The sequence below is a fragment of the Sphingobacterium allocomposti genome (genome assembly GCF_008124885.1).
GTDB classification, from domain to species: domain Bacteria; phylum Bacteroidota; class Bacteroidia; order Sphingobacteriales; family Sphingobacteriaceae; genus Sphingobacterium; species Sphingobacterium allocomposti.
Window position 1 is genome coordinate 1 of record NZ_VNHX01000011.1, and the last position, 14,454, is coordinate 14,454.

Consider the following 14,454-nt stretch of genomic DNA (forward strand, 5'->3'; position numbering starts at 1 on the left):
CTTCGGCAACTCCTTTTAGGGTTCGCACTAGAGGCTGAAAGCCTCTAGTGCGAACCCTAAAAGGAGTGATGTGACACAGTTCAGTTTACACTACCCTTAACTTTACGAATCAGCAATTTAACGACTTTACATCTTCGATTTCTCACTCACTGACCATATCAACCTTATTAACCCTATCAACCTTATCTGCCTTCACGACTTCACAAATCAACGACTTCACGATTCCACGGCCTTGTGCGTCGGAAAGGACCGGCATCGGTTCGACTGCGTCAGCATTTCTACTGATTGGTTGGTAGTTGGGAGTTAGGGATTAGATCGTGATTAGAGACTTCACAAATTAATTTCCAACTTCCTTTTTAATTTTTACTTTTTAATTTTTACTTTTCCCGACCTTCCAAGTAAAACCCCCGCCCCGGGTTGAGGGGCAATGAAGAAGTGAGAAGTCAGATATCAGAAGTGAGATTTGAGTAGTGAGTATGGAGAAGTCTAGGCTTATGGCTGTTGGCCCATAGCTTATAGCTGCTATATGCCATCGGCTATTAGCTATCGGGATATGACCTCTACGGGATCAATCCGTTGCATATATACCTACGCTTCACAAACGGCTTTACGATTATCCCCCTATGGCGAATATATTCGACCCCTTCGGGGTCGTCTGATGGATGTCACATTTTTCTATACATATATGACCCCTACGGGGTCAATCTTTACGCTTAGAGCCACGACTTTACTCACTCATCTAATCTCATCTAACTACGAAGTAGTCTTCACGATTCCACGGCCTTGTGCGTCGGAAAGGACCGGCATCGGTTCGACTGCGTCAGCATTTCTACTGATTGGTAGTTGGGAGTTAGGGATTAGGTCGTGATTAGAGACTTCACAAATTATTTCCAACTTCCTTTTTAATTTTTACATTTTAATTTTTACTTTTTCCGACCTTCCAAGTAAAACCCCGCCCCGGGTTGAGGGGCTATAAAGAAGTGAGAGATCAGACATTAGAAGTGAGATTTGAGTAGTGAGTATCGCTTATAGCTGCTATATGCCACCTGCCATTCGCCACTAGCTATCTGCCATCCGCCATCTGCTATCTGCCATTTGCCTCTCCCTTCACGACTTTACGAATTAACACCTTTACAGCTTATAGCTATCTGCCATTAGCCAACAGCTATCTGCCATTAGCCTCTCACTTCACGATTTCACCTATCTAAATACAAGCTAGGATCAACTTCCTTCACATATCCCCAAAGTGCGGCGGGATATTCTCCCAAAGCAACCAGCGTACTGATGCTCTGCTGTACAGCCTCCTTGTCTTCTTTGTAGGTGACACCAAACCACTTCGCTGAAGTGGGAAGTACCGCGAAGCTGGCTATATTATTCTTCACCATATAGTCCGGAATATCGGGGATAAAAAACTCGGCTTTAGGGTTATCTTTGTTTTTATCAACAAAAGCCGGAAACAACTCTTTCGCTACGGCCAACACCTTCGGTGTAAATCCCCAGAAGTTCATTGACACGCGCGTCTGCGGATGAAGGATCACCTCTTCATCCCCCTCCTTATACACGATATCGTCCTGATCATCTGCTTTTCGCCGGTAGATATTGGTACGCTCGGTAACCCCTTGCATGTAACCCGCATCGTCCACATGGCAGACGCCGCGCGACACGAATCCGAAGTCGGACAATGTGTTTCCAATTTCAAAGCCTACCAACGCCATCTTACCGTCGTGCACCTCGCTCGTTAAGAATTTTGCCATTTTATTGAAAGCGTCGAAGCCGTAAAAATCGTCCGCATTAATCACACAAAAAGGACCATCAATCTCCGGCTCGGCACTCATCACCGCGTGGGCTGTTCCCCACGGTTTCTGACGCTCTATCTCCAGATCTATACCAAACTTACGTAAGTTAAAATCCTGAAATGCATACGCCACTTCTATTTTTCCTCTCAACTTCTCGTCGAAGGTTTCTTTCATAATACCTAAGAATTCTTCCCGAATAACAAAGACAACCTTTCCAAATCCCGCTCTGATCGCGTCATAGATCGAGTAATCGATTATCTTTTCATTGTTCGGCCCAAAGCCGTCTACCTGTTTGGCGGAACCATAACGACTAGCCATTCCAGCCGCCAAAATGACTAGAATAGGTTTCTTATTCAACATGTTTTTTTAATTTTATAATTTGCTTTTCCAATCTACTTAACTCTTCTTCCATCGCGGCACACTCCTGCGCCTGCTTATTGATAAACGCATTGTCTTTCAAACTGCCGACCACAATGTCCATCTCCTGTTCGTTGGCATAGACCATTTTTCGGAACGGGTTTGTATAGTCCTTTTCACGGGAGCCTGCAATCTGCTGATACAGCCATTTCTTTGTTTTCAGCGTTTCCTGCAGCAACAGCAATAACCAGTCCACTTCGTCGCCCAATACGGCAACCCCACCCATCAACTCCAGATACGATACCACAGCATGTTGCAGCCTTGCCATGGGATAGGCCGCGCTCGCGTCATGATACCAAGCGTGGATTTCTTCCCATGAATCGATTTCGCCCACTTTAAGGCGTTCCAGGATGCTGTTCAACGCCTCGGTATCTACCAGCTGGCCGCCCACATTGTCAAAAGTGGCCCGAGAACCGTCCTTCCATTGATCCAATAGTAGCGCAAACTCCTCAAAAGGCATCGATGACAATGCCTTGAAGATTTCCGTTCCGGCGTAGTACGCAATCATTCTCCGATAAACGTGATAGGCCTCGTACGCTTTTGCAATCACGACGGGCCGCTTGGAGCACTCCACACCTTCTATAAAAATTTCGCCTAATTCTGGCTTTTCCTCACGCGACAAAAGCGCTCTTCCTCGCTCCTGAGCCTCCCCATCCGACAACTGTTCGCTACTGTAAATCGACTTACCTACAGCCTTTTCGATAAGCGCCATCCCGACGAACATCTCATTCACCGTGTCCGGAGCCAGAACATCATATTCAAAATACTGGTTCTTAAGCTTCCTGTTGTCACGCGCCGCAAACTTGTCGGTGTTACGCATCAATGCATAGGCATTGTATAAAAACCAGTAGCCAGGAACCAGCACCAGGCGGTCGTTCTTCAGATCCAAGCTTACCAGCGAAAAGGGTAACCTCACGTCTAACTCATATAGAAAATCCCCTTTTACGATCAATGTATAAGATGCGAAACGGGAATTATGCTTGAGACTCACGCAAAGCCCCGGCCAAAATCCGCGTTCTGCAATAATCTCGCCATCGGCGCCGCGGGAGTTGTGGTTAGAACCAACGGTGGCGCCGGCAGCCATATTGCTCTGCCCTTTTACTAAGGCCGCACAGAGGAATGAGTTGTTATGATGCTGCTCATGCGCAGGAAAAATCAGCGCGTTGAGCACCTCGCAACAGGAAATGGTGGAGTTGTCGCCTAAGAACGAGTTAATCAGCCGGGCGCCGTATTTCAGCTGTGAGAACGAGGACAAGACAAAGCGCACCGCCTTGACGCCGTAAAACACCCGGCAGCCAAAGCCGATAATTCCGTTGACGAGCTCGCAACCTTCGCCGATCTGCGTCATCGCATCGATGCGGGAGTTGACCGCCACGTTTTTTATTTTGTTTACACCCTTGATATACGCATGGGCGCCGATGCGCACGTCTTTAATGATCTTGGAGTTCTTGATAACGGTCCCCTCTCCGACTACACTGTAGAATCCGCGCCTTTTGTCAAAGCGTTTGTCCGTGATCTCCTGGAAGCGACGTTGGAGCACGGAATCGTCCCGGAAACGCGTCCAGAGATAAGCGTCCGACGCCTGCATCCCTTCGAACGCTGTGACCGCACGCTTCCCGTTTTCGTTACATAGCTCCAGCACGATACGCTGCGATTCCTCCTCGCCCTCCTTAATGGCTCCATTACCAAACTTTGCCGCACTGCTCGTGACCATCTCGTGAACCGACGATAGCATGACTTCCCGCTCCAGAATAAAGTGGGCCAGGTAGTTCACTTTATGAATAGCCACGTCGGCACCGATATCGCAGCTTACGACACAGCTGTCGTAAATCCCGACAGGAAGCTCCAAACTTTTATGTTCCAGCACCGACGGCGACATATCTCCAATGCGGACCAAGCCCGAAAAAGACGAGTTTCGGATCTGTTCCGGTAAAAACCTGTCGGTTACCAGCAACATGTCCCAATCTGTGGCCTGATTGCCGTTGCGGATTAAGGTTTGCTTTTCCGTCTCGGTAAGGCTCCTGTAGGAGGCATCTACCGTTTGTTGCTCAAACCGTCGGCTGTATTCGGTCTCGCCGGGTTGCAAGTACTCCGGCGGAACAAACCCATAGCCAAAACTCGTTATCGCTTTCTTCTGTACCTTTCCCATATTACTCGACCGTCACCGATTTTGCCAGGTTGCGTGGCTTGTCCACATCCAATTGCAGTTCTACGCCGATATAGTAAGAAAGCAGCTGCAGCGGGATCACAGCAAGCAACGGCGATATCAATTCGTCCGATTGCGGAACGACCAGCAGATCCTCGGCCAGTGTCTCCGCGACCTTGTCGCCTTCCGATACAACTGCAACCAAGCGACCTTTCCGCGCTTTGATTTCCTGCATGTTGCTGACCACCTTTTCGTAAAATGGGTCTTTGGTCGCGATAAATACCACAGGCAGGTGCTCGTCTACCAGAGCGATCGGGCCGTGCTTCATCTCTGCAGCCGGATAGCCTTCGGCATGTATATAGGATATTTCTTTTAGCTTAAGTGCGCCTTCGAGTGCGATAGGAAAGTTGTATCCCCGACCTAGGAACAGGAAATCGCGAGCTCCGCGGTATTTACGGGCCACTTCTTTAATTCTGTCGAGCTGGTTGTTTAAAATCCACTCGACCTGTTCCGGCACGGCATGCAACGCTTTAACGAGCTCTGTAAACCGTTCTGGAGATACGGTACCCTTCAGCTGCGCCAGTTTAAGTGCAAAGAGCTGCAGTACCACCAGCTGTGCCGTGAACGCCTTGGTGCTGGCTACGCCGATTTCCGGCCCGGCATGCGTATACGCACCTGCGTCGGCCAGACGTGCTATGGAAGAACCTACCACATTTACAATACCGAACACCGTGGCACCCTTTTTCTTCGCGTTTTCCAAGGCCACGAGCGTATCGGCCGTCTCGCCACTCTGCGACACCGCAATGATCACATCATTTTCGTCGAGGATGGGGTTGCGGTAACGGAACTCGGAGGCGTATTCCACCTCAACGTTCACCCGACATAGTTCCTCGATCAGGTATTCAGCCAGGAGCCCGGCATGCCAGCTGGTTCCACAGGCTACAATGATTATCCGTCGGGCAGCCAGCAGCTTATCCTGGATAGCATCTAGTCCGCTCAAGGTCAGCCGCGCCTGCTCTACATCAAGACGCCCGCGAAAGGAGTCGTATATCGTTTGGGGCTGTTCAAATATCTCCTTCAGCATAAAATGCTCATACCCACCTTTCTCAATAGCGGCAAGATCGAGATCTAAACGCTGTACATAGGGCGTTAATTTTTCGTTGGTATGGTTCTTTAAGATCAACTCGTCAGGACGGACGATAACCATTTCGTAGTCATTTATATACACTACGTCCTTCGTATAGGCCAACATAGGTGATGCGTCGGATCCTAAAAAATGCTCCTTTTCACCAATACCGATCACCAGCGGAGATCCCTTGCGGGCGGCGATTATCGTGTTTGGCAGGTTCTCATCGAGCAACAGGATGACATACGCACCTGTGATCCGGTTAAGGGCAACGCGCACAGCCTCTTCGAGCGTGCAATCGTTGTTTGTTCTTATGTCGGAAATAAAGTTCACCAGCACCTCAGAGTCGGTGTCGCTTTTAAATGTATATCCTTTTTTTTCCAACTCAGCCTTAAGCTGTGCGTAGTTTTCAATAATTCCGTTGTGGATCATCGCTATCGAGCCATCGTTTGACACGTGCGGATGAGCGTTACGATCGCACGGTTCGCCATGCGTCGCCCAGCGCGTATGCCCGATCCCGATGGAAGCGGGCACCTCCTGTTCTCCGACCAGCTCCTCTAAAGCGGCTACTTTACCTTCTTTCTTAAATACCTGGATTTTATTATTTGCCAACAGCGCGACACCCGCACTATCGTATCCCCTATATTCGAGGCGCTTAAGGCCTTCGATCAATATAGGATAAGCGGCTTTGCTACCGACGTAGCCAACAATTCCACACATGTTTGTTCTGTTTGTTTTAAAATAGTTAATTCTCTCAAAATAGATATGAAGCCTTAACAAGGATTATGCCATCACGGTAACATTCCTGATACTTTACAAATGTTTAACATATAGCTGTTGGGCAATAAAGAAATTAGATATGAGTAGTGAGAAGTGAGAAGTGAGAAGTGAGAATAGTTAGCAGGTTAGATCGGTTTGCTTCGCAGCTGCCTTCGGCGGTCGTCGTATCTCCTCGCGACTTTACAAATCAACGACTTTACATTTTAGAAGTGAGAAGTTAGAAGTCAGAAATTAGGCGTTAAGGGTTAGGTGTTAGATCTTAACTTTACGAATCAGCAAATCAACGACTTTACATCTTCGACTTTTCCTTCACTAACCATATCAACCTTATTTAACCCTATCAACCTTATCTCACTTCACGACTTCACAAATCAACAACTTTACGGCTTATAGCCATCAGCTATCTGCCATTAGCCATCCGCTATTAGCCTTTCACTTTACGGTTCCACGGCCACGCGCGGAGGAAAGGACCGGCATCGGTTCGACTGCGTCAGCATTTCTAGTGATTGGTGGTTAGGAGTCAGGGGCTAGATCGTGATTAGAGACTTCACAAATTAATTTCCAACTTCCTTTTTAATTTTTACTTTTTAATTTTTACTTTTTACTTTTTCCAACCTTCCAAGTAAAACCCCGCCCCGGGTTGAGGGGCAATGAAGAAGTGAGAAATTAGATATTAGAAGTGAGATGTTAGTAATGAGTAGTTAGTAAAGAGTAGTGGGAAGTTTAGGCGTTAAAAGAGTAAAACCTTTACGAATTTTACGACTTCACAAATTTACGACTTTACGTCTATAGCCATCTGCCATAAGCCATCGGCTATTAGCCTCTCACTTCACGACTTCACAAATCAACAACTTTACGTCTATAGCCATCAGCTAGCCTCTCACTTCACGACTTCACAAATCAACAACTTCACATCTAAACCCAAGGCAGCCTTGTGCGTCGGAAAGGACCGGCATCGGTTCGACTGCGTCAGCGGGCCGCCATAATAGCCGTCAAGAACCGTTCCTTGTCTGAACGAAGTGAGTTTGGAACGGTTTAGGCTAGGATAAGGCAGGGTAGCATCAAGAACCTCGGCCGGAGGACCTTGTTTACTTGGGTCCTTCCAAGTAAAACCCCGCCCCGGGTTGAGGGGCTATAAAAAAGTGAGAAATCAGATATCAGAAGTGAGATTTGAGTATTGAGACGCAAGATCTTGCGTCTCCACAGCCATCAGCTATCTGCCATTCGCCATCTGCCTCTCGCTTTACGACTTCACAAATCCACGACTTTACGTCTATAGCCATCAGCTATTAGCCTCTCACCTCCCAACTCACCTTATATCTTCTTCTTTCCCAATGGGTTCTTAAAGAATTTCGCTATCCGCTTACGCAACGATACTTCATGTCCTTCCCCATAACCATAACCGTAGCCATAACCATAGCCGTAGCCTCGCTTGAAGTCGACGTCATTAACAACGACAGCCATATTTTTCAACTTGCCTTCCTCATAAAGCTCAGCAGGGACATTCAACAAGCGTTTGTCGAGGTAATTAGCGCGTGCAACATAGATCGTTAAATCGGCATGTTCGGCAATCAACAATGTATCCGTTACCAAGCTTACCGGCGCCGTGTCCACAATCACATAATCATACTGCATACGGCCATAGGCAATGATATCCGCAAAGTAGCCGTTCATCAACAACTCGGCAGGGTTTGGCGCAACATAACCCGAATAAATAATATCAAAGTTATAAGGTTCCGGCTTGCGGATAACAATGTCAGATACCGACATTTCGGGGTTAATCAAGTACTGGGTTATACCAATATTGGTGTGCTGTAAATGCGACAAACCTAAATAGTCAAGCACTTTTGGCGAGCGTATATCTGCGCCAAGTAATAGCACCTTCTTGCCGGACATGGCCAGTATTTTTGCCAAGTTGGTTGATATAAAGGATTTTCCTTCTCCCGAAGTCGTCGACGTAACATATAATACAGAAGATTGATCCTTCTTATGCCCGAGCATAAAGGAAATATTCGTACGCAAGATACGGATAGCCTCGGCCAACGAGGAGCGGTCGTTATCCTCGATAATCGGATGATCCGAAGATGGCACCTCGCCCAATATAGGCGCATTGAATTTATCTTCGATATCCTTCCTTGAATGAATTTTGTTGTCAAGTAAGAATTTAATATAAAGGATAGCAAAAGGAATTAAGAACCCCAAGATTAATGCCCCGAGCATGATAACAGATTTTCTCGGTGCAACAGGAGCTTTATACCCGTATGCAGAGTCCACGATCTTCAAATTAGCTGGCGTCGCCGCCGCCTTAATCTCTGTTTCCTCACGCTTCTGTAGCAGGAACAGGTATAACGTCTCGACAATTTGCTGCTGCCTTGAAATGTCCTTAAAACCACGCTCCTGATTAGGCAATTGATTTAGCTTACCTTCAAACTTGCTTTTTTGGCTTTGAAGCGCGTTCACATTGCTTTGCAGCACATTCCGGTAGTTGTCTAAAGAAACCTGTAAGGTCTTATTAATCTGTGCAATATTCTTATTTAATTGCTGTACCACCGGATTATCCGGTGTTGCCGATTTTAATAGGTCATCCCGCTCCAACACCAAGTCGTTATAACTTTGAATATTGGCTTGTATCGACGGGTCTGTTAGACCGATGTTCGACGGCAGCAGATTATATTCCTGCGAGGACGTCTCCTGTCGTACCATATCGGCTAAGCTCAGCTGCGTCTGATATTCGACAAGCTTCTGTTCATTTTCAGTCGCATTCTGCATGTAGATACGCGCCTCCTCCTGCATATCCATCAAGCTATTCCGATCTTTGAAATCAGCGACTTTTGAATCGGCTTCAGCAAGGTCTCTGGAAATAAGCTCTAATCTAGAAGTAATAAACTTCGAGGTCGCACGTGTCACCTGTGCCTTGTCGTAAGTAACATCTTGGTTATACTGGTCAATCAATGAATTTATAATCAACTCTGCCTTTGCGATCAACGGATAATCCATGGAGAAGTTAACCAAAAAAGACTGGGCTTCTTTATTAGGCGTAATCTGTACCATGGACCGCAGAATGTCGACTGTAATATCCGAAGGAATATAGCTGATCTGCAGATCGCCTTCCCAATTTTTGTTGCTTTCCTGCGGCACCAAGCTGATCGGGCCCAGCGGGGTTTCGATTTTACTTCCTAAGACATAATCCCGTGTCCCCTCTACCTCGTCTTTTATCTTATATTGCCCAGCCTGTTTACTCACCGTAAAAGTGTAACCTATCGAATCCAGACGCTCATGATTCGGCTCTAATAGCATAACTTTTAACGGTGCGTTCTTTTCCAGCAACTCCGCCGACTTAATATTTCCTTTCACATAATAAGAAAGATATAACCGGTTTGTATCGACGACCTTACGCATTAGCCGGCGTGAACGTAAAACTTCCATCTGATCGTTAACGAACGCCGCAGAGGAACTCCCCATGCCGGACAAAGTAGCCAACTCCGCGAGCCCGGCCATTTCGCCCGAGGCCTGTTTCTCGTCCTGCAATAGAATCTTCGCATTCACGTTATAAATGCGCTGAGCGTAGCGCAAATAAACAAATGCAATAAAAAGACAGGCTATTACAGAAACAATAAACCATCTCCAATAAAAAGCATACTGCTCAAATAGCTGTTTAAGATTAATCTCTTGCTCTTGGTTTTCCTTAACTTTAGGGTAGGACGTATTGCTCATATGTTTGTCAGGACTGCTCACAACTAGTTTCGGGTTAATACGGAGATAACCGTAATGATTACACTCGCTACGGAAACAAAAATCGACGTGTTTTGTGTATACTTGGACGATTGAATTCGGGCACCATTGGGTTCCACATAAACCACATCATTCTGCGCTAAGTAATACGCTGGCGAGTTCAGTGCGTCGCGCTTGGTTAAATCCACACGAAACTCCTGCTTCTGCCCATTCTGCTCTCGTATCACCAAAATATTTTTCCGCACACCGTTGATGGTCAGATCACCGGCCAGTCCCAATGCCTCCAACAACGTGATGCGATCATTATTAATTGTAAATGTACCAGGCGTCCGAACTTCTCCTAATACCGTTACACGAAAATTCCGGACTTCAATGCTAATTCCTGGATCAACAATAAAACGTCCGACCTCGCGACGTAGGAAGTCTATCGCCTGCGTACGGGTCTTACCTGCTAATTTGATTTTACCTAACTTCGGAAAATCGATTTCTCCGTTCACATCTATAGCATACGTAGGAATAAAAGGATTTGTCGTCTGTAATGCTCCCATCTGATAAGGAGAGACTTGGTTAAAAGGCTGCGTAGCCCGCACATCATCCGCCGTCACGGAAATGGTCAAGATATCCCCCGGCTGCAACTTTGGAGCATTAAGTTCATAAGAGGTATTTAATTCCACAGAGTCGGGTTGAAAATATACCAGATCTTTCCGGCTAGCACATGAGGTACACAACAGCACGGCCATAAGCACGAGCGATGTTATTCCTCCGAAGATACGCTTAGACATATTTCTTACTTTTATATGAGATGGCAAAAAGCTTTCCAAAATTAGCTTATTCCGAGCAAAAATAGTGTTTTTTCGTTAATGCTCGTTATTTAACACGAATTATTATGGGATAAGTCATACTTGACTAAAAAACTCTGCTATGATCCTTTTAACCCGGTCTTTCTCCTCTTCCGTCAAATTTGAACCTGAGGGTAAACAAAGGCCGTTATTGAACAAAGTTTCCGCTACACTCTTTCCATAATATGGAGTATCTTCAAAAACAGGCTGTAGATGCATTGGCTTCCACAAGGGACGGGACTCAATGTTATCTTCTAAAAACGCGAGGCGAAGATCCTCTCTTGTCTTTCCCAGTACGACAGGATCGATTACGATAGCTGACAGCCAATGGTTTGAAAAATAATCCGCTGACGGCTCTGACAGGACCTGAACACCAGCCACTCCTTTAAGTAACCCTACATAGAAATCGTGCATCGCACGTCTTGCAGCAACACGCTCTACCAACACCTCCATTTGTCCGCGCCCAATACCTGCACAGATATTGGACATACGATAATTGTATCCAATATGCGAATGTTGATAGTGGGGTGCATCGTCTCGCGCCTGCGTAGAAAGGAAAACGGCTTTGTCTTTATCAGCTTCGGAATGACATACTAGTGCCCCCCCACCCGAGGTCGTTATAATCTTATTTCCATTAAAACTAAGTATTCCAAATCGCCCAAACGTACCACAAGCCCTACCTTTATATGTGGATCCTAACGCCTCCGCAGCATCTTCTATCAACGGAATACCGAACTCTTCAGCTATTGAAAGAATTTCGTCCATCTTCGCTGGCATGCCGTATAGATGAACAACGACAATCGCTTTTGGCTTCTTACCTTTCGAAAGTCGATCTCGGATAGCCTCGCGCAAATGGTTCGGACACATATTCCAAGTATCACACTCCGAATCCACGAATACTGGAACCGCTCCCTGATAAGCAATCGGATTTGCAGAAGCGGAAAAGGTGATAGACTGGCAAACCACTTCATCTCCATATCCGACGCCACATGCAATCAATGCTAAATGCAATGCCGCAGTGCCAGAAGATAGTGCCGCTACTTTAACGTCAGCCCCTAAGAAAGATTCGATATCTTTTTCAAAGCCATTCACATTTGGTCCCAATGGTGCTACCCAATTTGCGTCGAACGCGTCGTGAATGTATTTCAACTCACTACCTCCCATATGTGGCGAGGATAGCCAAATTTTCTCGTTCATTTCCGTTTAACTTTATGCTATAATTCTTTCTGTTTTATAATCCTCCCCGGGTTGCCCACAACGGTCGCGCCGTCAGGTACATTCCGAATAACAACTGTACCCGCTCCCAGCGTACACCACTTTCCTACTTTTACACCTTGTATCACACATGCTCCGATCCCAACGTGTGTCCCCTCTCCTATTGTTACATTTCCGGCCAAAGCTACATTCGGCGACAGGTGTACATAATTTTCGACAACGCAATCATGATCAATTGAGGCATTGGTGTTTATGATACAATGTTTGCCAATAGTTACGTCAGCATTAATGGTGACACCGGCCATAATCACTGTACCTTCTCCAATGTCCCCTCGAATTGAAATACTTGTTCGTGGATGAATCAGTTTAACAAATTTATTGAAAAGTGACAATGCGAGCTTTTTCCGTGTCAAGTTGTTACCAATTGCTAACAAACAGCTTTCAGTCTTTTCGAGGGTAGCTACCACTTCATAACCTAGCAACTTCTCTTTCGTTGGTTCATCTTCGCAAAAGATAATATCGTCGTAACCGTTAAGTTCGGCTATTTCAGCAACCACTTTTGCGTGTCCGCCTGCTCCGTACAAAACTAGTTTACTCATCGCTGTTTCCCTTAAACGGCTCCATAGTTGCCTGTCCTTCGGCGGAAATTCCTTCCCGAACAAATACCTTTTTTATCGTCAGAAAGAAAATTTTGATATCGAGGCCTAAAGACACATTATCAACATACCACACGTCATAATCAAATTTTTGTTCCCAAGATATGGCGTTACGCCCATTAACCTGTGCCCAACCGGTAATGCCCGGCTTCACTTCGTGCCTACGAGCTTGATGTACATTATACAAAGGTAAGTATTGTACCAGTAGCGGGCGTGGTCCAATCAACGACATATCGCCTTTCAACACGTTGATTAGTTGCGGTAACTCGTCTAACGAAGTCCTACGCACGAAAGCACCTATCGAAGTAAGCCGATCTGCGTCGGGTAAAAGGTTACCCTCCGCATCCTTTTTATCATTCATCGTCTTAAATTTAACGATTTTGAAAATTCTTCCGCCCTTCCCCGGGCGCTGTTGATAAAAAAAAGGCCGACCTTGATTAGCGAAAAAAAGGCCAATCGTGACGATGATAAAAATGGGGCTTACGGCCACCAAACCAATTCCAGCCATTAAGACATCAACAATTCGCTTTATTATACTTTTATACATTTCCGCACCGCCTCTTAATTAACCTATATGACTTTTCTACTAAGTACTCCGCTCTCAATAATTTCACCGCGTTTTCGGCCATCTCTTGTAGGTCATCAACGTACAACAACCGGTATATTGCAGTTTGCATAGCTATTTGGTCTCCCGCTAACACTTTGTATCCGCATCTAGCTTGCTCGATTATGTCACCAATATCTGTATTGGGATCAGTAGCTGCTATAACAGGTTTTGCCATCTCTAAATAGGACAAAAGCCTCGATGGAAAATTCGGAATTAAAAATTTCTTATCCAAAAAAATCAGGCCAACATCGCAGGCGGCCAATAGTCTATCATAATCGTCCTTTGGCAATCGTTGTAGCAACCTAGCATTTACTGGCTCATTTATATCGAACCATTGTTTTATCTTAGAAAATTCCGTTCCGTTTCCTACAACTAAGAAGAAGATTTTATCATCTTCTGTAGCAGTAATGGTTTCCATAAGAAAATCTAAACCCTGAGGTTTTCCGAGATTACCGCCGTAAACAAGAACCTTCTTATCTTCTGGGATACTATATTTCCCTCGAATCTCGTTCTTTTCATCGGCTGAATACATAAATGAAATGGGCTCTATCGTATTGGGATTCACCTCAAGTTTCTCGGGAACAATCTCAGGATTGTGTCGTAACACATAATCAAGATTTGCGGGAGACATACAACCAATAGTGTCTGATATTTGATATAGCGTCTTTTCCTTTCGCAGAAAGTACCTGTGTATTATGCTACCCTCTTTAATCATGTCCATGTCTACAGCATTTTGAGGAAAAATATCTTTGAGTAACAAATACGTTCGAGCTTTATCTCTTTTCCGAACAAAATCAACAACACTAGCAAAAGTTATGGGAGGAGTAGAGTATAATATTAAATCAAATCGAATATTTGATAGATGTTTTTTTATCGCCCAAATGTATTGATGCTCTATCGCAAGAGTGCCAATAGCCTTTTCAACCACATTAGTTTTTTGGATATTAAACGTTTTTACTTTTAAAATGGTTACCCCATTTTTAGATTCAATTCTAGTCGGAATTCGCCGTCTTCTTTCGATAGGTGTTACGATAGTAACGTCATGGCCCTCGTCACGGAATTTGCGTAACAGGTCTTGGTATATCCCTCGCTCATCAATAGAATGGATCTCAACTAACGTCAAAAAAAGAACTTTCATCT

General features: G+C 45.5%; 9 protein-coding genes. All 9 read right to left on the reverse strand.

Annotated features, from left to right (window positions below; all coding sequences use genetic code 11):
• Window positions 1-1,196: 1,196 nt before the first annotated feature.
• Window positions 1,197-2,156, reverse strand: coding sequence for a nucleotidyltransferase family protein (locus BC792_RS09255; protein ID WP_148908725.1), 960 nt, complete (start codon window positions 2,154-2,156; stop codon window positions 1,197-1,199).
• On the reverse strand, window positions 2,146-4,362 hold the full coding sequence (locus BC792_RS09260; protein WP_148908726.1) for a DUF4954 family protein: 2,217 nt from the start codon (window positions 4,360-4,362) through the stop codon (window positions 2,146-2,148). Before BC792_RS09260 ends, BC792_RS09255 begins: the two co-directional genes overlap by 11 nt.
• A gap of 1 nt (window position 4,363) precedes the next feature.
• Window positions 4,364-6,205, reverse strand: a complete 1,842-nt coding sequence (glmS, locus tag BC792_RS09265; RefSeq protein ID WP_148908727.1) for a glutamine--fructose-6-phosphate transaminase (isomerizing) — start codon at window positions 6,203-6,205, stop codon at window positions 4,364-4,366.
• 1,374 nt (window positions 6,206-7,579) lie between these two features.
• The gene (locus BC792_RS09270) at window positions 7,580-9,979 is read right to left on the reverse strand and encodes a GumC family protein (protein ID WP_148908728.1); all 2,400 of its coding nucleotides are present in this window, start codon (window positions 9,977-9,979) and stop codon (window positions 7,580-7,582) included.
• Between the two features lie 23 nt (window positions 9,980-10,002).
• Window positions 10,003-10,779 carry a polysaccharide biosynthesis/export family protein gene (locus BC792_RS09275; protein ID WP_148908729.1) on the reverse strand — a complete coding sequence of 259 codons (777 nt, stop codon included), beginning with the start codon at window positions 10,777-10,779 and terminating at the stop codon, window positions 10,003-10,005.
• A 114-nt stretch (window positions 10,780-10,893) separates the two neighbouring features.
• Entirely contained in the window at window positions 10,894-12,033 is a 1,140-nt protein-coding gene (locus tag BC792_RS09280) for a DegT/DnrJ/EryC1/StrS family aminotransferase (RefSeq protein ID WP_148908730.1), read from the reverse strand.
• Window positions 12,034-12,050: 17 nt separating this feature from the next.
• Window positions 12,051-12,650, reverse strand: coding sequence for an acetyltransferase (locus tag BC792_RS09285; protein WP_148908731.1), 600 nt, complete (start codon window positions 12,648-12,650; stop codon window positions 12,051-12,053).
• Entirely contained in the window at window positions 12,643-13,254 is a 612-nt protein-coding gene (locus BC792_RS09290) for a sugar transferase (protein ID WP_148908732.1), read from the reverse strand. Before BC792_RS09290 ends, BC792_RS09285 begins: the two co-directional genes overlap by 8 nt.
• Complete coding sequence (locus tag BC792_RS09295) at window positions 13,247-14,452, reverse strand: glycosyltransferase family 4 protein (protein ID WP_148908733.1); 1,206 nt, start codon at window positions 14,450-14,452, stop codon at window positions 13,247-13,249. Before BC792_RS09295 ends, BC792_RS09290 begins: the two co-directional genes overlap by 8 nt.
• Window positions 14,453-14,454 lie beyond the last annotated feature (2 nt).